General features: G+C 35.9%; 22 protein-coding genes. 4 read left to right on the forward strand and 18 right to left on the reverse strand.

All coding sequences use genetic code 11. From position 1 onward, the window contains the following. Nucleotides 1-232: 232 nt before the first annotated feature. From hsrA to BKH40_RS03280, 5 genes are all read right to left on the reverse strand, one after another. Complete coding sequence (hsrA, locus tag BKH40_RS03260) at nt 233-892, reverse strand: homeostatic response regulator transcription factor HsrA (RefSeq protein ID WP_095276921.1); 660 nt, start codon at nt 890-892, stop codon at nt 233-235. Between the two features lie 106 nt (nt 893-998). After that, nucleotides 999-1,727 (reverse strand): bifunctional demethylmenaquinone methyltransferase/2-methoxy-6-polyprenyl-1,4-benzoquinol methylase UbiE, encoded by a 729-nt coding sequence (gene ubiE, locus BKH40_RS03265; RefSeq protein WP_095276922.1) that lies wholly within the window; start codon nt 1,725-1,727, stop codon nt 999-1,001. Nucleotides 1,728-1,737: 10 nt separating this feature from the next. Continuing rightward, on the reverse strand, nt 1,738-3,135 hold the full coding sequence (argH, locus tag BKH40_RS03270) for an argininosuccinate lyase (RefSeq protein ID WP_095276924.1): 1,398 nt from the start codon (nt 3,133-3,135) through the stop codon (nt 1,738-1,740). An 8-nt stretch (nt 3,136-3,143) separates the two neighbouring features. Further along, a complete protein-coding gene (hemJ, locus tag BKH40_RS03275) occupies nt 3,144-3,578 on the reverse strand; it encodes a protoporphyrinogen oxidase HemJ (protein ID WP_095276926.1) in 435 nt (144 codons plus the stop codon). 112 nt (nt 3,579-3,690) lie between these two features. Beyond that, nucleotides 3,691-3,975 carry an HU family DNA-binding protein gene (locus BKH40_RS03280; RefSeq protein WP_095228607.1) on the reverse strand — a complete coding sequence of 95 codons (285 nt, stop codon included), beginning with the start codon at nt 3,973-3,975 and terminating at the stop codon, nt 3,691-3,693. 124 nt (nt 3,976-4,099) lie between these two features. Between BKH40_RS03280 and gap the strand changes: the two genes are divergently transcribed. Further along, on the forward strand, nt 4,100-5,086 hold the full coding sequence (gene gap / locus BKH40_RS03285) for a type I glyceraldehyde-3-phosphate dehydrogenase (RefSeq protein WP_095276927.1): 987 nt from the start codon (nt 4,100-4,102) through the stop codon (nt 5,084-5,086). A 147-nt stretch (nt 5,087-5,233) separates the two neighbouring features. On the opposite strand, the gene BKH40_RS03290 is transcribed toward gap, so the two are convergent. Both BKH40_RS03290 and BKH40_RS03295 read right to left on the reverse strand, forming a co-directional pair. After that, nucleotides 5,234-6,898 (reverse strand): cation acetate symporter, encoded by a 1,665-nt coding sequence (locus BKH40_RS03290; RefSeq protein WP_095276929.1) that lies wholly within the window; start codon nt 6,896-6,898, stop codon nt 5,234-5,236. Beyond that, the gene (locus BKH40_RS03295) at nt 6,879-7,241 is read right to left on the reverse strand and encodes a DUF485 domain-containing protein (protein WP_095276931.1); all 363 of its coding nucleotides are present in this window, start codon (nt 7,239-7,241) and stop codon (nt 6,879-6,881) included. Before BKH40_RS03295 ends, BKH40_RS03290 begins: the two co-directional genes overlap by 20 nt. A 185-nt stretch (nt 7,242-7,426) precedes the next feature. Here BKH40_RS03295 and BKH40_RS03300 point away from each other — a divergent pair, with 185 nt between their 5' ends. Then, nucleotides 7,427-8,047: a UbiX family flavin prenyltransferase gene (locus BKH40_RS03300; RefSeq protein WP_095276933.1), complete on the forward strand. Its 621-nt coding sequence runs from the start codon at nt 7,427-7,429 to the stop codon at nt 8,045-8,047. Between the two features lie 83 nt (nt 8,048-8,130). Here the strand turns inward: BKH40_RS03300 and BKH40_RS03305 are convergent, their stop codons facing one another. From BKH40_RS03305 to BKH40_RS03345, 9 genes are all read right to left on the reverse strand, one after another. Continuing rightward, complete coding sequence (locus BKH40_RS03305) at nt 8,131-8,814, reverse strand: RsmE family RNA methyltransferase (RefSeq protein WP_095276934.1); 684 nt, start codon at nt 8,812-8,814, stop codon at nt 8,131-8,133. After that, nucleotides 8,814-9,947 carry a cytochrome c peroxidase gene (locus BKH40_RS03310; RefSeq protein WP_095276936.1) on the reverse strand — a complete coding sequence of 378 codons (1,134 nt, stop codon included), beginning with the start codon at nt 9,945-9,947 and terminating at the stop codon, nt 8,814-8,816. Before BKH40_RS03310 ends, BKH40_RS03305 begins: the two co-directional genes overlap by 1 nt. 10 nt (nt 9,948-9,957) lie before the next feature. After that, nucleotides 9,958-11,094 (reverse strand): glutamine-hydrolyzing carbamoyl-phosphate synthase small subunit, encoded by a 1,137-nt coding sequence (gene carA, locus BKH40_RS03315; protein WP_095276938.1) that lies wholly within the window; start codon nt 11,092-11,094, stop codon nt 9,958-9,960. Continuing rightward, entirely contained in the window at nt 11,091-11,639 is a 549-nt protein-coding gene (locus BKH40_RS03320) for a DUF507 family protein (protein ID WP_095276939.1), read from the reverse strand. Before BKH40_RS03320 ends, carA begins: the two co-directional genes overlap by 4 nt. A 19-nt stretch (nt 11,640-11,658) precedes the next feature. After that, a complete protein-coding gene (locus BKH40_RS03325; protein WP_095276941.1) occupies nt 11,659-12,777 on the reverse strand; it encodes an SPOR domain-containing protein in 1,119 nt (372 codons plus the stop codon). Between the two features lie 98 nt (nt 12,778-12,875). Beyond that, nucleotides 12,876-13,418: a DUF1882 domain-containing protein gene (locus BKH40_RS03330; protein WP_095276993.1), complete on the reverse strand. Its 543-nt coding sequence runs from the start codon at nt 13,416-13,418 to the stop codon at nt 12,876-12,878. A gap of 32 nt (nt 13,419-13,450) precedes the next feature. After that, nucleotides 13,451-14,701: a serine hydroxymethyltransferase gene (locus tag BKH40_RS03335; protein ID WP_095276942.1), complete on the reverse strand. Its 1,251-nt coding sequence runs from the start codon at nt 14,699-14,701 to the stop codon at nt 13,451-13,453. 9 nt (nt 14,702-14,710) lie between these two features. After that, a complete protein-coding gene (gene lysS, locus BKH40_RS03340; RefSeq protein WP_095276944.1) occupies nt 14,711-16,192 on the reverse strand; it encodes a lysine--tRNA ligase in 1,482 nt (493 codons plus the stop codon). 18 nt (nt 16,193-16,210) lie between these two features. After that, complete coding sequence (locus BKH40_RS03345; RefSeq protein WP_095276946.1) at nt 16,211-16,942, reverse strand: CvpA family protein; 732 nt, start codon at nt 16,940-16,942, stop codon at nt 16,211-16,213. 301 nt (nt 16,943-17,243) lie between these two features. On the opposite strand from BKH40_RS03345, the gene flgL reads away from it, so the two are divergent. Beyond that, a complete protein-coding gene (gene flgL, locus BKH40_RS03350; protein WP_095276947.1) occupies nt 17,244-19,823 on the forward strand; it encodes a flagellar hook-associated protein FlgL in 2,580 nt (859 codons plus the stop codon). A gap of 69 nt (nt 19,824-19,892) precedes the next feature. Here the strand turns inward: flgL and lpoB are convergent, their stop codons facing one another. Both lpoB and BKH40_RS03360 read right to left on the reverse strand, forming a co-directional pair. Then, the gene (gene lpoB, locus BKH40_RS03355; RefSeq protein ID WP_095276949.1) at nt 19,893-20,495 is read right to left on the reverse strand and encodes a penicillin-binding protein activator LpoB; all 603 of its coding nucleotides are present in this window, start codon (nt 20,493-20,495) and stop codon (nt 19,893-19,895) included. A 3-nt stretch (nt 20,496-20,498) separates the two neighbouring features. Beyond that, nucleotides 20,499-22,058, reverse strand: a complete 1,560-nt coding sequence (locus BKH40_RS03360) for a hypothetical protein (RefSeq protein ID WP_095276951.1) — start codon at nt 22,056-22,058, stop codon at nt 20,499-20,501. Nucleotides 22,059-22,141: 83 nt separating this feature from the next. On the opposite strand from BKH40_RS03360, the gene BKH40_RS03365 reads away from it, so the two are divergent. Further along, complete coding sequence (locus BKH40_RS03365) at nt 22,142-23,218, forward strand: SEL1-like repeat protein (protein WP_095276953.1); 1,077 nt, start codon at nt 22,142-22,144, stop codon at nt 23,216-23,218. Nucleotides 23,219-23,258 lie beyond the last annotated feature (40 nt).

Here is a 23,258-nt window from a genome sequence, read left to right on the forward strand (position 1 = left end):
TTGGACACTATGATTGCACTATTTTAGTCTTTCAATATTATTTTGTCATTGCTAAAAGTGCAAAATACACGACATGGCAATGATATAAAATAATTAACTAATTGAAACAATGACTAAAATGGTTTATATGAAGAAAGAACTAAAAGCCTAAAAAGACTAAATAGCTAAAGTGGTTATGTTCTTTTTAAAAAACATGATAAAAGTTTGTGGGCTTTTAAAGCCCTAAAATGGGTTACTTTTTAGGATAGCAAAAGCGATAGCCCCTGCGTCTAACTGTCTCTATAGTATCTATGCCTAAGATTTTATCCATCTTTTGTCTTATCTGATTGATAGCAACTTCTATAACGTTAGGAGTTACAAGCTCTGGCTCTTCCCATATGGCATTTAAAAGCTGCTCTTTGCTAACTATTTGGTCTTTGTGTCTTGCAAGGTGGGTTAAAACTTCAAAAGGCTTGCCTTTAACTTCAACTTCTTTACCTTTAAACATGATGCGCTCTTCATCTGGGATAATAACTAAGTCTTCTATCTCTATGATGTTTGATTTGATAAGTTTTAGTCTAGTCTCTATCCTAGCAAGTAAGATTTCAATATTAATAGGAGTGTTAACATAGTCATCAGCACCGCAGTTTAGTGCCTCTAACTCATGCTGTACTGAGTTAGAAAATATGATAACTGGTACTTGACCGTGTTTTTCTCTAACGCTTGTAATGATATCATTCCCACTACCATCACTCAAAACCCACGCACTCAAAACTAGATCATAGTTTCTTATGCCTATATAGTACTTGCCATCTTTCATATTTTCTGCGATGTCTAGTTGGTATTTATTTGTGAGAGATTCATGCAAAGTTTTATGTTGGGAAGATGTATCTTCGATAAGCAAAATTCGCATCAAAAGTACCTTTAAATTAGTATAAAATTCAATTCTGCGTTGATTATAACATTAAAAATGGAAGCTTAAACAAATATTAAGCAAAAACTTAAAAAAAGTTTAAGTTTTAAGTTTTCTTAGCAATAACTAATGCACTAATTCCAGAGTAGCTTTTTACAAAAACACTCTCCATCCCACTTGCTAAAAGCTCCTCACTTAAGCCTTCTTTGGTTATAAAACTATCTATAGAGGCTGGAAGATACTTATAAGCTTTAAAGTTTTTAGATATTAAGCCGCCTATTATAGGGAGGGCGTATTTTGTATACAAATACATAGGATAGGTGAGAAGATTAAATTTTTTTTGACTTGCAAACTCTAAAATAACCACCACGCCATTAGGCTTTAAAACTCTATGAAACTCTTTTAGGGCATCTTTTCTATCTACGACATTTCTTAAGCCATAAGCTATAGAAACTATATCTACTGAATTATCCGGCAAGGGTATATTAGTAGCACTTGCTATGTGAAGATTAGATTCCATAGATGGGATTTTTTTCTTAGCTATATCAAGCATGCCAGAAGAAGGATCAAACCCGTTAATTGATTTTATCTCTATATTGTGCAAGATGGCACTTTCTTGCCAGTGTATTAGCATATCACCCGTTCCACAAGCTACATCTGCTATATCTACGTGCCTGTTTTCAAGGGCTAAAAAAGCTTCTTTACAAGCTTCTTTCCTCCAACTCACATCTATGCCTAAGCTCAAAAGTCTGTTAGCCTTGTCATAAGTTGGTGCTATGTCATCAAACATATTTATAATATCTTGTTGTTTTTGCGACTTAGTATCTTTTTTCATTAAGCTTCTTTTAGGAGTTTAAGGTTTGTTTTAACCACTGTTTTATCTCTTCTATCTGAGAGAGAGTTTGAGATGAAGCAGTGCCGCCTAGCGTATCACGTCTTTCCATGCAGGAGTTTAAATCAAGTGTCTTTTTAAGGACTTTGAAATCTACATCTTTTGGAAGCAAGTCTTTTAGCTCATGCAAGTCTATTTGGCTAAGATCTAGCCCTAAACTTTCAGCCTTTAAAACACACCTTCCTACTATGTGATGTGCATCTCTAAAAGCTATAGCATGCTCTTTAACTAAAAAGTCAGCTAAGTCTGTTGCGTTTAAGTGACCTTTTTGACACATAGCAAGCATGTTTTCTTTATGTATGCTTAAAGTTTCAAGTGAAGCTTTTAATATAAGAAGTGAGATCTTAGCAGTAGCTACACTATCAAAAACGCCCTCTTTATCTTCTTGCATGTCTTTGTTATAAGCTAAAGGTAGGCCTTTAAGCACAGTTAAAAGCGCCATTAGATTCCCAAAAGTACGCCCACTCTTACCACGTAAAAGCTCAGCAACGTCAGGGTTTTTCTTTTGAGGCATTATAGAGCTTCCAGTTGAGTACTCATCACTAAAGCTTACAAACTTAAACTCATAACTACTCCAAAGTATAAGCTCTTCTGCCATCCTTGATATATGCATCATCAAAGTAGCTATAGCATAGCTTAGATCTAGTGCAAAGTCGCGACTACTAACGCTTTCCATGGCATTCATACTTGCACGCGTATAGCCTAACTCTTTTGCTACAAAATCCCTATCATTACCATAAACACTACCAGCTAGGGCTGCACTTCCTAAAGGACACTCATCATTTCTTTCTTTTGCACTTTTAAAGCGAAGATAGTCTTTTTTAAGACTAGCCACCCAAGCCATTAAGTGAAAGCCAAAACTTATAGGCTGTGCGTGCTGAAGGTGGGTCATACCCGGCATCAAAGTGGTGGTATGAAGGCTTGCTAGATTTGTTAAAGTAGTGATTAGCTCTAATATGAGGTTTTGTAAATACGCATTTTCTTCATTGCAGTAAAGGCTAAAGTCTAGGGCTACTTGGTCGTTTCTTGACCTTGCTGTGTGAAGCTTTTTTCCAACTTCACCTATTAGCTCAGTTAGTCTGGTCTCTATACTCATGTGTATATCTTCATGAGAAAGCTTGAAAACAAACTTGCCCTCTTCTATCTCTTTTTGAACTCTCTCTAATCCAGCAGTTATAGAATCTAGTTCTTCTTTAGTTAAGATTCCTATCTTAAAAAGCCCTTTTGCGTGGGCTTTAGATCCTTTTATATCTTGCTTGTAAAGTGTTTTATCAAAATCTATACTTGCGTTAAACAGCTCTAAAAGCTCTGATTGACTCTGGCTAAATCTAGTTCCCCACAACTTCATCATTACAAACTTTAAAATGGTCTAATAACTATCATATAAACTATTATGATTAGTAGTATTGTAGGTACTTCATTGAAAATCCTAAAAAACTTCGAACTTCTTTTTACATTATTAGTTCTAAACTTTTTAACATAGTTCCCACACATAAAGTGATAAATTATTAATAAAACAACACATAGTAACTTAACGTGCATAAAGCCACCAGAAGTCATTATACTTGGGTTTATACCTATTAAAATCACTCCAGTTATAACTGTTAAGACAAGCGCTGGCCAACCTATGTAGTAATAAAGCTTATGCTCTTGTACACGCACAACTTTTACGTAATCTGCTAAAGTCATATTTTCAACATGATACACAAAAAGCCTAGGCAGATAAAAAAGTGTCGCCATCCATGATATTAAAAAAAGCAGGTGTAGTGCTAAAACATATGAGTAAAATTCCATACCATTCCTTCAGTATTTTATTTTATATCTCATATATTAAAGTAGGAGATATAAACTACGCATCTTACCTAATCTATCTCTATAGACTAGATAATACAAATTGAATGATAAATTATTTTACTTTAGAAATTTTATCTTTGAGAGTTTTGCTAGGGCGAAATCTTGGGACAAACTTATCTTCTGTTTTGTAAGTCTTATCAGTTCCTGGAACTTTTCCAGTTTTACCTTTTTGAAGGTTGTTTTCAAACTTTCCAAAACCAGCTAATTCTATGCTTTCATTAGATTCTAAAACTTTTTCTACTGCCCCGATAAATGCTTTTAAAGCTTTTTCAGCATCGACCTTTTTGTCATAGCCTCCAATTTCTTTCATAGATTCTATAAAATCTGCCTTGTTCATAGCATTCTCCTTGTGTATTTTTAACTTTTTATATAAAGTGGTAGCATTTTATCTATAATCTTTATTCAAAATCAAGGCGTGCAAACCACATAACCTTGGATCAAACTAAACATAAAGGTGAAAAATGAGCAAAATAAAAGTAGCAATAAACGGAACTGGAAGAATAGGACTAGGTTGTGCAAGGCTTATAGGAGAGAGGGATGACATGGAGTTAGTAGCCTTAAACTCGACTGCAAGTGTAGATATGCTACTTCACTTAATCAAGTATGATTCAGTACATGGAAGTTATGAAGCACATAAAGTTGATGATTCCACTTTAAGTATAGGAAAAAGTAAAAAAGTAAAGGTTTTAAGTAACAGAGATATAAAAGAACTTAACTTTGGCGAGGCAACTTGCGTCTTAGAATGCACCGGTAAGTTTAACGATCTTGAAAACGCTAGCCTTCACTTACAAAATAATGTCAAAAAAGTAATCATCTCAGCCCCTGCGAAAAATACCCCTATGTTTGTATATGGGGTTAATCACAAAGCCTATAAAGGAGAGGCAGTTATCTCTAATGCAAGCTGTACTACTAACGCCCTAGCCCCAGTTATAAAAGTACTACATGATACTTTTGGGCTAGAAAAAGCTCTAATGACTACAATCCACAGCTACACAAATGACCAAAATGTCCTAGATGTCAAGCACAAAGACAAAAGGCGTGCAAGGGCAAGTGCGCTAAATATGATTCCAACTTCTACAGGAGCTGCTTTAGCTATAGGCAAAATATTGCCTGAGTTAAATGGCAAACTAGATGGCTTTGCTGTGCGTGTGCCAACTCCAGATGTAAGCTTAATAGATGTAAGTGCTACTCTTAAAAAAGACACAACTAAAGAAGAGTTAAACGAAGTCTTTACTAAAGCTTCAAAAGATTCCATGAAAGGCATCATTGAAATAGATAATGATGAAAGAGTAAGTAGTGACTTTATAGGCTCAAGATTTAACTGCATCTATGTGCCTGATAAAACCCTAGCCTTGGGTAATAATATAAAAGTTTTAGCTTGGTATGATAATGAGATAGGCTACGTAGATAGACTACTTCATATGGCACTTTATGCTAGCACTAATTAAAATCCTTGCGTCTTAAACGCCTAGATTAGCCCTTAGATTCTATAGAATCTAAGGCTTTTAAACTAAAAACTACAAACCTGCTAAATGTAAATATTAGCCTTTGTAGACACCCTGCCCTAAGACCACTAAAGTCTTAAGGTAAAGTTTTTAATGCGTTATCTCAGTGCTTGCTCCTATGCCACTATCTGCTCTAAACTTTTGAGCTATAAAGCCTGCTCTATCAACCTTTGCCCTAGCTGAATTATCAAACTTAGATATAAGATAAACTAGTATAAAAGTCGTTGGCAAAGAAAAGATCGCTGGCGTATCATAAGGGAATACCGCACTTTCAAAGCCAAAGCTTTTCACCCAAACACCAGGACCCAAAACTGTAAGTAAAACTACTACTATAAGCCCTATTACCCCACCCCAAAAGGCTCCTCTTGTGGTTAGATTCTTCCAATAAAGCGAAAGAAGTAATATAGGGAAGTTAACACTAGCTGCTATTGCAAAGGCAAGACCGACCATAAAGGCTACATTTTGCCCTTTAAAGACTATACCTAGTACTATGGCTATGATACCTAAGACTATAGTTGTTATCTTGCTATATTTTAGTTCTTTTTCTGGGTTTGCTTTGCCATTTTTTATAACATTAGCATACAAATCATGTGCTATAGCATTAGCCCCACTTATAGTAAGTCCTGCTACAACTGCCAAGATAGTAGCAAAGGCTACTGCCGAGATAAAGCCATAGAGGGCATCTCCTCCTAAAAGCTTAGCTAGCTCTATAGCTATCATATTACTTCCTTTATCTTTGCCAGTTAAAAACGCAATCGCCCCAAAGCCTATAATAAAAACTACGATGTAAAAGTAGCCTATAAAAGTAGTTGCCCAAAAGACTGACTTTCTAGCTTCTTTGGCACTTTTTACAGTGAAAAAGCGCATCAAGATATGAGGTAGTCCAGCAGTCCCAAACATCAGTGCTAGCCCCAAAGACACGGCAGAAACCCAGTCTTTTATAAAGCCTCCAGGCTTCATGATAGCTTCACCTTTTGGATGCACAGAAATAGCCTTTGCAAAGTAGTCAGTAAAGTCAAACTTACTAAGCTTTAAGATTAAAAAAGCAAGTATGGTTACACCTATTAAAAGTAAAACTGCTTTGATGATTTGCACCCAAGTAGTAGCATGCATTCCACCAAAAGTCACATAGATAATCATTAAGATTCCAACTATAATCACAGCCCATGAGTAAGGAAGTCCAAAAAGTAGCTGTATAAGCTCTCCTGCTCCAACCATCTGTGCTATTAGATAAAATATTACAACTATTAGCGCTGAGATAGCACTTATAGTTCTTATAGGACGTTGTTGTAACCTAAAAGCTGCTATATCAGTAAAGGTAAACTTACCTAAGTTTCTAAACTTCTCAGCTATCAAAAAAAGCACTACTGGCCAGCCAGCTAAAAAGCCTATAGCATATAAAAGCCCATCAAAGCCATTAGTAAAAACCAAAGCTGAGATTCCAAGAAAGCTAGCTGCACTCATATAATCCCCAGCTATAGCAAGGCCATTTTTAAAGCCGCCTATATCTCCACCTGCTGTATAAAAGCTATCTCTTGATCTAGTAACACGCGAGGAATAAAAAGTAATAAGCAAGGTTGCTACTACAAAGATAAAAAATAAAACTATAGCAGTTACATTAAGTGGGGCTTTAGTAACTTCTCCTTCTAAGACTGGTGCTGCTTGTAAAGTGCTAAAAATGCCAAGTAATCCAAAAAATCCTAGTCCAAAAACTGCCATTTTTAAAAAGCTCAATCTAAGTAATCGTTTTTCCATGCTCTCTCCTTACTTCATCTATCAAGCCACACTCATCTATAAGCTTATTTTTCTTCATCTCAGCTAGGGCATCTTTTAGCTCTCTATCAAAAAAAGTATTAGCGATGTAGGTATAAACCCCTGTTAAGATGATGCTTAACACTATAAAGCTAACCCCAAAAACTATCCCCAAACTTATGGCACTATTCCCCACCCTTACACCTAAAAAGTCCGGGAAAAAGCCAACGCAAATCATGATTCCATAATATGTGATAAATATCACTATGCTTAAAGTTAAAGCGATGTTTCTCCTAGCTTTTAAAAAGCTAAAAAACAGCGGTGCTTTTCTTTTATCTATATCCATTTTGCTATCCTTTATGTTGGTATGATTTCAAGATACTTAAAAGTTAGGATGGATTCATAGTTTTTAGATAGTCAAGATTACTTTATAATTAGTATATGTAACTAAAAGTATCTTTTAATATATCTATAGTTACATTTATACTCATAAAAATATGGATCTAAAGGCAAAAATACAAAGGCATAGAAATGGAACTAATAATTGGAGTAAGTGGTGCTAGTGGAGTGTATTTAAGTTACAAACTACTGCAAGCTTTGAGTAGATTTGACAATATAAAAGTGCACTTAGTGGTATCTAAAAGTGCAAAGACTACATTTAAAGCTGAAACTAGCTTAGATCTGAAAAAAGACCTCTATCCTCTAAGCTATAAAGTTTATGATGATGATAATCTTGGTGCAAGTATCGCTAGTGGGACTTACAAAACAGCTGGCATGATAGTAGTGCCTACTAGCATGAAAACGCTTGCATCCTTGCGTATAGGGCTTTCAAACTCGCTAATTACTAGGGCTGCTGATGTGTGTATAAAAGAAGGGCGAAAAGTGGTGCTTGTACCTCGTGAGATGCCCCTTTCTCAAATCCATCTTAAAAATATGTATAAGTGCTCAAAACTAGGCTATGTGATAATCCCTCCACTTTTAAGCTTTTATCAGTTTCAAGTTAGTGATGAAAAAGCCTTAGATTCCAAAGGCTTTATGGATGCCCAGATTAATCACATCTTAGGCAAGGTTTTAATGCAGTTTAACTTAGATCTTCCAGACTTTAAGGCATGGCAAGGGCTAGAAGATAAAGACCATGGGCTTAGAAGATAAAAGCTAAGATTAATAAAATCTATTTTTATTAAAGCCTCTACCTTACAAGATAATATTAACTTATGATGTGGGAATTAGATATTTTAGATTCCAAACAAACCTTGTGATAGTAAGCTTGCCATATAACGTGCTGCATTTTGTGCTTGAAGTATAAAAGGTGTGTTTAAAGAGTAAAGCCTAGTTTTTAAAAGCTCTAGCTCTTCTTTGCTAAAACCTCCCTCTGGCCCTATGATAAAGGGGGTTTGAAGGCTAAAACTAGGACTTTTTATATCTAGACTAGGTGCATTTGCATGAAGTGCCTTTGCATCTTTATAAAGCTTTAAAACTTCATCTAAGTCGTCTAAAAGCTCTAACTCCAAAGGCTTAAAACGCCCACACTGCATACAAGAAAACTCAAGTATCTTTTTAGCTTTTTCTATATTTAGCTTTCTATTTTTCTGAGAAAAGTCTGCATAAAAAAGACTAAGTTTTGTGACATTAGCCTCATTTAAAAAGCTTAAAAGCTCATAGATATCTTTTGGGTCTATAAAAGCTAAGATAAGGTGGATGTTTGAAGGTGCTTTACTTACTATGCCTTCTTTATCATTAAGTGCTAAAAGGCCTTTTTTTACATCTACTACTACATATGTATAGATGCTATCACCATAGTTATAAACCTTAAAGATGGAATCTTTTTGTGCCCTACGCACACGAAAGATATAGTGATAGTCTTCTTCTTTTAAGGTTATAGTTTGACTGCCTGCGTCTTTATGTATAAAAAACTGCATTACTTAAGGTCATCTATGACACTTTTTTCATCTATATCATGATAGCTTGAAGGTAGAAGTGGAATCTTAACTGGTGCTATATAGCCATCAAGAGAGCTTAAAAAGCTAGCTATAAGCTTAGTTTCTCTACTTGATAGATTAACTCCCATTTGGATTTTTCCCATCTCATCTATGGCCTTATGAAGCTCTTTATATCCGCCATTATGAAAGTAGGGCATAGTCATAGTTATATTTCTAAGGGTTGGTACTTTTATATTGCCATTACTATCGCCTTTAAAACCGCCAAGGCTTGCAAACTTATAAGGTTTAAGCACGCCAAAAGGCTGCATAGTACCGCCAAGATTTACCCCTGCATGGCAGCTTATACAGCCTTGTTTTATAAAAAGCACAAGACCTTCTAGCTCATCTTGACTTAGTGCTTTTAAGTTTCCATGCAAAAAGTCATCAAAGCGTGAAGGAGTAGTAAGTGTTGCTACAAAGCTAGCTATGGTATTTGCAACTAACTCTGGGGTAACTTTTATATCACTACCATAAGCCCTTTTAAAAAGATACTTATAGTTTTTTATATCATTAATGTTTTCTACTACACCTTTAGCTGTGTTATTTAACTCATTAGCCTTGCTAAAAGATGCTAGGATGGCCTTAGTTAAAGCACTAAGATTAGAACTTTTTTTACTAGAATCTAAGTCCCTTGTGCTAGTTATATCTCCATTATAGTGCATGACATTATTAAAGACTACATTATAAAGCGTTGGCGCGTTTAGTAGGGCTTTGTTGTTTTCTTTTCTTACTTCTGAAGTCGCCCCAAGGCTTAAGTTATGACAGCTATTGCAAGATAGCAGTTTGTTTCCACTTAAGCGTGGGTCAAAGTAAAGCGTCTTTCCTAGCTCTATTTGTTCTTTAGTCATCTTGATATCAGTTGAAAGAGTATTTGCTTGGATCTTAGAAAGCTCACTGCCTACTGGAAGTGGCTTTAAACCTTTGCTTTTAGCTATATTTAAAAGCTCTGAAATCTGAGTTAGACTAAAGTTGATACTAGCACCAAATAGCGTATGCCAAAAAGCAGTAAGTAAAAATATAGCTAGAACTAAAAGGGCAACTTTTGACTGTATAAAGTTTAGTACTTTTGACATTAGCGGCAATTTAGTCTAGTGGTACTTGGGCAAAGAACTTTGCAAATATATTACTTGCTTCTTTAGGGCCCGGACTTGCTTCTGGGTGGTGCTGTACTGAAAAGACATTGCCTTCTTTGTAGCATAAACCTTCTATAGTGTTATCAAAAAGATTCCTATGCGTTACAAAGGCTACTTCCTCAATCTCTTCAGGGACGTTGTAATTGTGGTTTTGAGAAGTTATCTCTACTAAACCAAGCTCGTTTTTAACTGGGTGGTTAGCCCCATGGTGGCCAAACTTTAGCTTATAAGTTGGATAACCATGTGCTATGCTTAAAAGCTGGTGGCCAAGGCAGATTCCAAAGATGGGAATCTTAGCAGCAAGCAAGCTTTTTATCTTATCTACTTGATTAGTTAAGATAAGTGGGTCACCTGGTCCATTAGACAAAAACACAGCGTGTATCTTTTTATCTTTATAGTCTTTTATAAGGGTGTTTTCATCATAGTCTTGTGGTAAAACTTCTACTTTAAAGCCAACAGTTACTAGCTCGTGCAGTATGTTTTTTTTGATACCAAAGTCTATAGCCGCTATAGTCTTACTAAGGCCATCTTTTTCTTGATAGTCCCAGCTTTCATAGCTAAAGTTGCTTTTAGTGTGAGAGTAAGCACTCTTTGTGCTAACTTCTTTTATATAGTCTATCTCACCTATCTTAAGCGAGGAATCTAGCTTTGCTTTTAGACTTTCTTTATCGCTTATAGTAGTTGAAGCTATCATCTCTAGTGCACCATACTTTCTAAGCATCTTAACTAGACTTCTTGTATCAATATCACATATACCTAAAATATCATGCTTTTTAAGATAGTCTCCCAAACCTTCATCTGCTCTAAATGAAGAGTAAACCTCATTTGCATCTCTTACTATGATGCCTTTGCACTTTGGGCTAAAAGACTCATTATCAAAGTCGTTAGTTCCAACTATACCAATCTCAGGCATGCTAAATATCACAAACTGCCCTGCATAACTTGGATCGCTAGTTATCTCTTGATAGCCTGTCATTGAAGTATTAAACACAGCCTCGCCGACTTTAGTGCCTTCACTTCCAAAGCTTTTAGCCTCTAAAAAGCATCCATTAGAAAAATATAAATATATAGGTTTTAACTTACTCATATAAGCCCTTTTTTTGCCATCTCTTCTTCATATAATCTATTAAATATAACTTCATACTCATCACTACCGGGGATAAGTCTTCTTTTGTAGTTTTCTAGCTTTTCTAAAACAGCATTCCTTGCGACATTTTGAAAAGATATAAACTTATCAAAAGATGCATGGATAATATTTTTTACATCGTTATAGCTAACTACAAAACTTACCTCATCTTCAGCTAAAAGCTTATCAAGTATCTCATGGCTTAGTTTTGAATATCTATCTTTTTCATCTAACTCAAAGTTATACTTAACTGAAAGTTGCCTTTTTATCTTATTAAAAAGATCTCTTTCATCAAGCTGCATATCATCTATATCATCTTGATACTCTTCTAATATATCTCTAGTTTCGTTTTCTATCCTTAACTCTAATCGCATATCTTCTAAGATAATATTTTCTGCAGTCTTTGAAAGCTTGCTGCTAGCCCCTAATCTAACCAAAGGAGACCTGCTTAGGTCTTGGATGATTTGGTTTGCCACATAAGGAGCATTTTGTAGTTTTAGTTTCATAGTCTTAAGCCTTAGTTATCTATTTTATTTCGTAGTAAACTGGTTTTCCTATCTCTAGTGCTTGCCCAATCTTTTCTGCATCTTTTGTAGCATCAAGTTTGCTTTTATAAGGCCCTAGTAAGTATCTAGTTACTGCTTTATTTTCTACTGTATCTTGTTTTACTTTATATCCATATTTTGATATCTCTTCTATAAATTTAGCATTTGGTTTTTGGCTAAACACTCCTACTTGAAGGTAGATTCCATGCTCTGAGGCAACTGTGCCATTTAGCAAAGGTGCTTTAGTCTTACTAGCTTGCATAGTTGTGCTTTGAGGCTTTTTGCTAGCTTCTGGTTTTGCAGTCTTTGGCTTTTCATCTGCTATCTTTTTGTACATCTGTCTATGCATAGGATCATCTACTTTATGGTCTTTTGCTTTAGCATTTTTTTCATTTTTTAGCGTAACATTATGAGGTTTAGCTTCTTTTTTAAGAGGTGCTTTTTCATGAGGTTTAGCCGGTATGAAACTAATCTCTTTTGGTGTAGGCTCACTTTCATGCTTTTGCTTCATAGCTGCATGCTTTGTGCCTTCATGATTTTTATGTTCTACATCATGATTTTTCTTTTCTTCTTCTCTATTTAAAAGTGCTTTAAATTTTGGGTCATCTTCTAAACTGCTAAATTTAGTATCTAATGGATTTTTAGATTCCATATTAGAACTATTTGGTGTTGCAACTGGACTTGGAGTTCCATTCATACTTGAAGCACTAGCAGGAGTTGAAGTCTGAGTTAAGTTAGAATCCATGCCCTTAGATTCCATATCTGAAGTAGGCGCTTTACTAGCATCCACAGTGCTTGCTTCGTTTTCGCTTCCGTTTGCATTTCCAACTGGCATAAGGTGTAAGTCACCTTTAGAGTTAGCTATATTTTTATTAGAATCCATAGCTTGACTAGGTAGCTTTTCCATAGTTTTATCTACTGGAGTGATGTTGCTTACTGGCTTATTAACTTCTCTGCTTAAAGTCCAAATAGCAATTATCAAAATCACCACGATAACAATAGCCACTATGAGTAAAAAAACTAGCTTTTTACTCTTTTTGACTTCTGTATTTTTATCATTCCTAAGAATGTCATTTGGCTCTTTTTCACTATTTGGCATTTAATCTCCTTTTACCTAAAACATTAGTGTTCATTTTATCATATACGCAAAATTAATTTCTTCTCACATAACACAAGTCTAAGCTTTTTAAACATAGACTACATATACTTAGACCAGCTACCTCTCTCTTTAGCAAAGACGCCATAAGGAAGTGTCAAGATGTTATAGCATGGAGGCAACTCATCAGTTGGAAGCACCCTCCACTCAATAGGCATAACTTGAGAAAACCTCATAGATAAACTCTTAGCTAACCTTCTTCCTTCACTTATCTCTGTGTGTCCTTTATGTATGTAGAGATGCAAATGTCTTGGATTAGCCGTGTTATAAGCTGTAAAGTTTTGATAGCCCTCTTCTCTTAGTATGAGTTGGGCTTTATGATAGAAGCGCTCAGGATTGTAGCCATTATAGTCAAAGACTATATTTTCTACCTTCTTGCCGCCTTGTAGTAGTAAGTCGTGGGCTACTACTATCTCTTTATTTAGATGTGCTTTTATCACCATAGATGTTAAAGGTGCATCCACTCTTTCAAAGTTATCATAAAAAGTCTTACCTAGATAAACTATCTTTTTACCTATACCATCTACTTTTTTGAAGTAGTGAGTAGTGTCCATCTTAATAAGCTTTAGTTCTATCTCTTGCATCTGCATCCACGACCCTTTGTAGTAGCTACATACTAGTATATAGCTCTATCATAGATAATAAAATCTTTAGTTAGATCTTTTATCTCTTTTTTGATCTTGGCTTGTAAGTTGGTATCAGTTATGTTTTCTAAGATATCAGCTATCCAATTTCCTATGATATTAAACTCCCTTTCTTTCATACCACGTGCAGTAAGTGCTGGAGAGCCTATACGCACACCACTAGTTACAAAAGGACTTCTAGTTTCACCGGGAACTGTGTTTTTATTAACCGTGATTCCAGCATTGCCAAGTGCAAGATCTGCATCTTTTCCACTAAAGTCATTTTTCAAAAAGCTCATTAATATAAGGTGGTTATCAGTCCCACCACTTACTAGATCAAAGCCTCTATCTATTAAGACTTTTGCTAGGGAGTTAATGTTTGCTTTTACTTGCTTAGCGTAAGTTTTCCACTCAGGCTTTAAATTCTCACCAAAACCTACGGCTTTACCTGCTATGACGTGCATTAAAGGACCACCTTGGATTCCAGGAAATACCATCTTATCTATCTTTTTAGCCATCTCTTCATCATTAGTTAGTATAACTCCACCTCTTGGGCCTCTTAAAGTCTTATGGGTTGTAGTAGTTACTACGTGACAGTAAGGGAAAGGGTTAGGATACTCGCCTGCTACACAAAGACCAGCTACATGGGCTACATCAGCTAGCAAAATGGCATTAACACTATCTGCTATCTCTCTAAATCTTTTAAAATCAAGCGTCCTAGCATAAGCTGAGAATCCACAAACTAGCATATCTGGCTTTACAACTGCTACGTGATCTGCAAGCTTGTCATAATCTATCCTGCCATCCATTTCTACACCATAAAAAAAGCTTTGATACATCTTACCTGTTAGACTTACTTTTGCCCCATGAGTTAGATGCCCTCCATGACTTAAGTCCATACCCATGATTTTGTCATAAGGCTTTAATAAAGCAGCATATACCGCACCATTAGCCTGAGAACCTGAGTGAGGTTGCACGTTAGCAAAGTTACAGCCAAAAAGCTTTTTTATACGTTCAATTGCTATAGTTTCTATCTCATCTACAAACTCACAACCACCATAGTAGCGTTTGCCCGGATAGCCTTCTGCGTACTTATTAGTCAAAACACTTCCCATAGCTTCCATAACGCTAGGAAAGGTAAAGTTTTCACTTGCTATCATTTCAAGATGTTCATTTTGTCTAACCAACTCTTTTTCTATTAGGTCAAATATAACCTTATCACTTTTTTCCATAAAATATGACATCTTTTCTCCTTAGTTTAAGTTTGATTCCACGGGCTTCATCGCTGGGAATAATATAACATCTTTTATACTAGAACTATTAGTAAAAAGCATAACTAGCCTATCTATACCTATACCTTCTCCTGCCGTTGGTGGCATGCCATAGCCAAGGGCTTGCACATAGTCTTCATCCATATACTGGGCTTCTTCATCGCCTGCATCTTTTGCTTTTACTTGCTCTTTAAAACGCTCTAACTGATCTAGTGGATCGTTTAGCTCACTAAAGCCATTAGCTATCTCTTTACCAGCTATAAAAAGTTCAAATCTATCAGCAATCTCTGGATTAGCATCATTTCTTCTAGCAAGCGGACTTATATCTATAGGATACTCTGTTATAAAGGTTGGGTCTATAAGCTTTGCTTCTACTAGCTCTTCAAATGCCAAACCTAAAAGCTTGCCATAGCTTAGATTCTTAGTTTCAAAACCCTTGCTATTAAGATAAGATCTTAAGCCATCTTCACTTTCAACTATAGCTTTATCTACCCCACCTATAGAAGTTATAGAATCTTTTAAAGACACTATCTTAAAGTTAGCTAGATCTAGTGTGTGCTCGCCATAAACCACTTTAGATTCCATCCCTAGGCTTGCTAAGATGTACTTAAAAAGATCTTTAGTAAGCTCTATTAAATCTTTATAAGTGTGATAAGCCCAGTAAAACTCTATCATGCTAAATTCAGGATTATGCGAGTGATCCATGCCTTCATTTCTAAAGTTACGATTTATCTCAAAAACTGCTTCAAAGCCACCAACTATAAGCCTTTTTAGATAAAGCTCAGGGGCTATGCGTAAGTATCTATCAACATCTAAAGCATTATGATGGGTTATAAAAGGTCTAGCATTTGCCCCACCTGGTATTGGATGAAGCATAGGAGTTTCTACTTCTAAAAAGCCTTTATCTTCAAAAAAAGCCCTTATGCTACTTACTATCTTGCTTCTAGTTTTAAAAACTCCCATCACGTCTTTATTCATTATTAGATCTAAGTAGCGTTGACGGTAGCGCAACTCTATATCACTAAGACCGTGAAACTTTTCAGGTAAAGGCACTATGGACTTAGTTAAGATTTTTAGACTTAGTGCATGAAGGCTAAGCTCGCCTGTTTTAGTTACAAAAGGAAAGCCACTAGCTTCTATTATGTCACCTACTTCAAGATACTTTTTTAGAATCTTAAAGTGATCTCCTAGCTCATTTTGAGAAAAGTAAATCTGCACCACGCCACTTTCATCTTCTATCTTTATAAAGCTAGCCTTGCCCATAAGACGCATAAACTTAACGCGTCCACTTAGGCTTTCTTTTATGTTTGTATCAGGCTCACTTAGATCTTTACCCTTATACTTTTCTAAAAACTCTTCATTACTAAGCTCTTTATTGCAAGAGTTATCATAGGGATTAAGTCCAATCTCACGTAGCTCGTTAGACTTTTGTATGCGCTGTGTGATGTACTGGTTTTCAAACATGGGCTTCCTTTAATTTAGTTATTTATCTTGTGTGTTTGGCTCTGTATTAGTGTTCATTAAAGTAGAGTTAGGATTTTCAACCTTATCTTTTACTTTATCTATGACTTCATCTAGGTTGTGATTTACAGTGCTATCAATAGCATCTTTACTGTGGTCACCTAGGTCTTGTACTGTTTTATTAAGCTTATGCTGTATAGCTTTTGTAGTGGAGTTTATGGAATCTTGTAAGTTTTTAGCATTTTTAAGGTCTACTTTTTTTATCTCATCTAAAAGCCACGCATGACGCAGTATCCCGCCTCCAGTTTGTATCATCAACTCAAAAGTAGCAGAGTTTTTCTCGGCCTTCTTGGCAAAGTTCATGAAAAATGGCGTATAAGAGATACCAAAGACTATAAGAGAAAGGATGACAAAGTTTTTAACTAGTCCAAACAAAAAGCCCAGAATCTTATTTAAAAAACTAAGGCTTGGGACTAGAGTAAAACGCGATATAAATATGCCTATAAAAAGACAAACTATCCAAACGACTAAAAAAACTATGGCAAAGCCTATGGCGTTAACTACAAAGGCTGAAGTAAAGTGCAAGGCGTGTTTGTCAAATAAGATTCCGACATCTTTGCCATAAGTTGCGCCAAGATAGGCTCCAAGCACTAGTCCTACTATACTAAGTATTTCATATATAAAGCCATTTATAAAACCACGCAAAGAAAGCAGTATGATGATGATTAAAACGATTATATCTATGTAATTCATGCCTATCCTAAGTCTTAAATGAAGAATTAATTTTATCTCAAAAGAAGCTAGATTTATAATATTAATTACAAGCTAAAACACAAGTATATTTAAAAAATAAAAGCAAAAATAAGACTGCAAGCTAGACTTAATAGTAAAATGCTTTTAACTTCAAGCTTTTAAGTGACGATATAAGTGAGATGTTAAAACTTTAAAGCTTGCATAGCACACAAAAGCAAATCCTTACTAAGGAACGTATTTTGCTTTCTTTAATCTTTAAAAGTCATAGGCACACACTAACTATAAGGCAAGGTCTAAGCAGATGAGAGTAACATTTGGCACTAAGTACAATCAAATGGCAAACAATCAAAGCACGCTCGCACAAAAGCTAAGTGATACTAATGCAAAGATAGCTTCAGGTCTTAAGATCCAACAGCCCTATCAAGATTCAAGCATATTTAATCAAAATCTTAAACTCCAGTATGATGAAACAACGCTAGGTCAAAACATAGACGTAGCAAAAAGTGCCCACACAGCCACTCTTAACACAGACCAAGCCCTTAGTGATATCTCAAAGTCTATGGATGACTTTAAAACTAAGCTTTTATATGCAGCTAATGAAGTCCATACTCCTACTTCAAGGCAAGCCTTGGCTAATGACTTACAAAGCATAAGAAACCACATTATAAATGTGGCTAATACCTCTATAGGTGGTGAGTTTATCTTTGGTGGAAGTAAGGTAGATGAAAGGCCTTTTGATGATGATGGCACTTATAGGGGGAATAATCAAGAGTTAAAAGCCCTGCTTGGCTCAAAAAACGAAGTCCCTTTTAATATAACTGGTCAAGATCTCTTTTTAAGCTCAGATGATGATAAAGCTAGAAAGATAACTACTAATATGCCGCTTTTTAATCAAAGACTTTTGCATCCTGCAACTATGGATTCTGATAATCAAACAGCTGAGCCTAAAGAAGTTTTTATAAAAGAAGGTGATGCTTTAAGAGATCTAATAGGAGACAAGGATACTAATACTACTAATAATGGCAAAGAGTACTTTTATATAAGAGGCGTAAGAAGTGATGGGAGTGCTTTTAAAGAAAAGTTTGGGCTTGATTTAGACTATAACAACAAAACTTCAGCCACTAAAGTAAGAGACTTGCTAGATAGGATAGGCAAAGCCTTTGGTAATACCAACCTTTCTCAAGCCGTGGAAGTAAAGCTTAATGCTTGGGGGGAGATAGAGATAAAAGACTTGCAAAATGGCAGCTCTAGCCTAGACTTTCACATGATCTCAAGTAATAAAGATGTAGATAATGTAGATAATTTAGAAAAGCTAGGGGCTAATATAAAAGTCTACAGCATGCAAAATATCACTCCAACCCACACTCTAGGCATACTAAAAGGTGTAAATAGTAAATATGATAACCGTCTAGTAAGCCTACCTAATGTCTTTATAAACAAAGATAACTCCATGCCCGGGCGTCTAACTAAGCTAGCAGATGTAGTATCAAGTGATACAAGATATATAAAGATAACTGGCACTTCTCCAAACACAGATGATGGCAAGATAAACCCTGCCCCTTTAGGTGGGGAGAAAAAAGCCCCTTTGATAGTTGATGTAAAAGGTGCTACAGTTGGTGACCTAACTGATGAGATACAAAAATACTTTGGTGGTAAAGTAGAAGTAGAGATAGATGAAGGCACTATAAATATCTTTGATAAAAATGTAAAAAGCTCTACAAAAGATAGCGTGCAAGGTCCATTTGATGGAGAACATGGCCTAAGTGTAGAGATGGAATCTCTAGATAAAAATATGAAGCAAGTAGCTGGCTTTTCTCCTCCACTTGGTGCAAGCTACGTAGAAGGTGGCTTTAGGCTTAATGGAAGCTCACTAGATGCAAACATAGCACAAAATATAGCCGGCACTTCAAAGCTTGCCACTGAAGATTCTAAACTTGTAGATGTGACTACTGGCTCGCTAAATGGCAAAACTTACAACATGCTACTTCATGATCATAATGGAGTTAGAGTCAATGCTAGTTTGCACTTTAGTGACCAAGGCACTTTTTTAGAGTTACCTGCTAAAGAAGGAGAAGACGCTAGAGATAGGGGCGCTCCATTACTCATACCTCTTTTTAATCCAAAAGATGCCCCGCCAGCAGTAACTGTAACTAAGGCTAATGATATAACTTACAGACAACTAATGGATGCTATGAGTATAGCTTTAAACTACTCCAACCTTAGCCCGCAAGACTTACAAAACGCAGAGATAACTTCTAGGCCAACCCAAGCTAATAAAGTAGCTTATGAAAACTTGCTTAAAGACTCTGCTAGGAACATAGAAGTAAGTCTAGATACTGATGGAAAGATGCACATAAAAGACTTATCACGCTCAACTACAAGGATGCGTTTTAATATCTCAGACAGCGATGAAAACGACTTTAGCGAAAAAGCAAGAAAGGCAAACTCTGCCATGCTAAGGCTTAATGCAAACTCTGCATTGACTATAGATGACCCAAAAATCAACTTTTTCAAAGGGCTAGATGAGGCTATAGAAGCTGTTAAAAAAGGTATCTATAGAGCAGGCTCGCTTAATAAGTCAAACTACTCAGATGACTTAGAAAATAGAGGCATACAAAACTCTATCGCATTAATTGACCACCTAAGTGACCACGTAGAAAAGATAATAGCCAAAAACGGTGCCCACTCAAAAAGCTTTGAATCTGCCATACAAAGACAAGAGATGGTAAAAACCCAAGTAAGTGCGATAAAAGGCGAAACTATAGGTGCTGATATAGCTAAAACTTATAATGACTTTAGCAACCTATCTAACAACTACAATGCAGTCCTAGCCGCTACTAACAGGGTTAATCAACTCTCACTAGTTGACTACCTAAGATAAAGCTAGCTTTGCTAGCTTAAGTTAAGTGCATCTTTTCTTTAAAGATAGAATCTAAAAGCTTTACACCTTCTACCAAGCAACGTTCTTATTACCTGTAACTTTGATGATATGACTATCATCATCCCACACTACAAGACCAGTTTTAAGATCAGTTAGCACTAGTATAAAAGAGTAGTCTATCCTTTGCTTTTTACCAACTGCTGTATTTTTTTGCACTATCTTACCTGACAAAGAAAGCTCAGGTGCTATTAGGTTGCCTTCTTCTATGGTAGTTTTTTGATTAACCTCTTTATCTTGTCTTAGCCCTCTAGATCTTTTTATCATATCATCAGTCATCCCACCACTTCCGCTTATGGCTGAAGTTAGCTGAAACTTACCAGTATTTCTCATAGCCCTAGCTATCTTTAAAGTAAGCTCTTGTGTATCAACCCTTTGCATAGTGTCATTAACCACATCTGATATAGCTAAAATCTTAGGCTTACCATCTAGGTTTTGCACATAGCTACTATCAAGTAGGTTTTGCACACTTTTTCTAGCTGTGCTTTCTATGTCATGAAAGTCTATGCCTACACTTGTAAGCTCACTAGAATCTGCATTATTTAAGTAGGTCACTTGGTTGCTACAGCCTACTAGAAAGAGGGCAAAAAGTGCTATGTAGAGTAGTTTTTTCATTGTTTATTTTCCTTTTATGATGAAGTGGTTTGTAATGTTATTTTTAGCCCTTATATAGACTATATTATCAGACTTGGAACAAAGAGTTAAAGTATCGCTTTTTTTAGCTTTAAAGTTGTTTAGGAGTATCTTGCTTCTTTCTTTTTGCTTTAGTGCTTTAAAGTTTTTAAAAGCTTCATCTAAAGTTAGAGGTCTATCTTTAGTTGTGGAGGCAAAAAAGTAGCTAGGAGTGCAGTCTTCCATACTAGAAAAGTGAAGCTTTAAAAGCAACCTTCCATCTCCTGTGATATTTGCATCAGAAGCATTAAAGTCACTATTTTTAATCCTGGCCACTAAAGTCCTATTAGGTAAAAAAGTACTTGATCTAGTATCAGCAGTGCTGCTAGCTTGGAAGGCTAAGGTTGAGATAGTGCCTGCTATGCTTAAAAGAGGGATGCTTTGATTATTACCAACTATGGTCATACTTTGAGAGATAGCAAGCTTTGAGATAGTACTAATCATAGCCCTTGTTATGATTAAAGGAAGCTGCTTTTTAAACTCACTTATAAAAAGTGAGCTTAGATTAGTTATCACTTCTATGTTTTTGGAATCTACTTTATAGTGCAAGAAAGCATCTTTACCATCTTTGCCCTTCATACTTGGCAAAACAAAGCTTACTCCTACAAGGCCAGTTGGGGTAAACAAAAGAGGCCGTATTGAAAGACTAGCCTTCCTAACTATATCACCATCATCTATAACTATCCAAGTGTAGTGACTGCTATCTTTCCCAAGCCTTCTATCTTCTAAAAGCTGCATATCATCTAAGATAGTCTTAGCCTTTGTTATCCCATAGGCTTCTTTTAGCAAGTCTATAGACTTAGAGTAGTCACCTACTTGTAAGAAAAAAAGTCCTGAGAGGTAAGACACGCTAGGATTTATAAGATTTTTATAAACCTCAAAGCCAAAGATATTACTATAGTTTTTATTTATGATACCTACTATCTCTTTATCTCTAGTGCTAGGTGCTACAACACTTGTCTCTCCATTCTTACTTGCTTCTTTATCCGCATCTTTTAGTTGTTTAAGCTGAGCTTTTCTTATCTCTTTAGCGTAGTAGTCACTTGCCATCCTTTGCCTATCATTAGCCCTATTAAACTCAACCCTAGCATCAGCATAGTCCCCTACTTGCACAAAAGCTAAGGCTTTATAGAGATTAAGCAAGGAGCCTTCAAAGAAGTAGCCTGTATAAGGTATAGCTAAGTCATTACTTAAAGTTGCACCTACGTTTTCTAAAGCGCCAACTAAAAGGCCACTTTTCACCCTCTCATTAAATAAACCCTCTGCCCTATCAAGCGTAGGTATACTGTAGAATCCACCACCCCAAGCAAAGTCCAAGTAGCCTTCTTGCATAGTCCAAAGTAAGGCATTAGTTTTATCGCTTTGTGCAGCTAGGGTTTTTTTATAAGTGTTTTGAAAGTTATTGGCATCATAGGCATTATTTATATAAGCTGAGTGCATATCGCAGGCTATGAAAAATAAGGCTATAAAAGCACTAAAACAAATAGAGCGTAAAGATAGATGCAAACTATTCCTTTTTGTCGATGTATATCAAAGCTATGGACTTAAAATTGCTATTATAATTAACTAACTAGTATTTAAGGATATTTATGAAGCTTATTTTGGCTATTATGATTGCTATAGGGGTTGCTTATCCATTAACTTATCAAGATGCTTATGATACTTATAAAGAAGGCAAAGTTTCTATAGCCCTTGGCATGTTTGATGCCCTTTGTTCTGGTGGGGATAATACGGCTTGCTTTAGTGCTGGAATCTTTTTTAGTGGGCAACATGGTATAGCTAGGGATGAAGCAAAGATGCTAAGTTACTACCAAAAAGCTTGTAATGGCGGTATAGCTGAGGCTTGTAATAACTTAGCAGCTGAGTTTCAAAGCCAAGGTGGCAATGAAAAACAAGCCAAAGCCAAAGAAAAAGAGCTAGCAAAAGAAAGCAAGAGGATAGAAAAGGAGCAAAAAAAGCTAGCAGCACTAAGGCAAAAAGAACAAAAAGATGCCTTTGGCTACAATCCTAACTTTCAAAATAGTCAAAATTTTTATAACAACCAAAACTATGGAAGCACTCAAAACACTCAAAGCTTCCAAAACAACCAAAATATGCAAAATATGCAAAATTTTCAACAAAACCTACAAGGGAGTTTTAGTAACCAAGCACCTTATAGCACCCAAACTCAAAATCCCTACACTCAAAGAAGCTACACTCCAAAAAGTTATGAGCCAAACAGACTTCAAGCCCCCTATGCTATGAATGAAGGCTATGAAGGCTATCTTAAAGCTTGTAATCTTGGTAATTATGAAGCTTGTAATAACCTAGCACTTAGCTATCAAAATGGGAATCTTGGCTTGCAGGCTAATGAAACCACAGCAACTATGCTTTTTTACAAAGCTTGTCAAGGTGGTTTTATGGAATCTTGCTTTTATCTTGCTAATAGCTACTACTTTGGTAAAGGCGTTGGGCAAAGCTATGAAAACGCTTCAAAGCTTTATGACCTAGCTTGCAGTAGTAACGTAGCTAACTCTTGCCTAAACGCTGGGGTTATCTATGAAAGTGGACAAGCAGGAGTGCAAGATCTAAGCAAAGCACTTGATTTATACACCAAGGCTTGCCAGCTAGGGAGTGCACAAGGTTGCAAATATCTTTCAGATTTAGCTAAGCGATACAAAAATTAATGTGTTAGAATCCAATTTGAAACAATAAGGAGTTTTTAAA

The organism is Helicobacter sp. 11S02629-2 (genome assembly GCF_002272875.1).
In the GTDB taxonomy this organism is placed as follows: Bacteria; Campylobacterota; Campylobacteria; order Campylobacterales; family Helicobacteraceae; genus Helicobacter_I.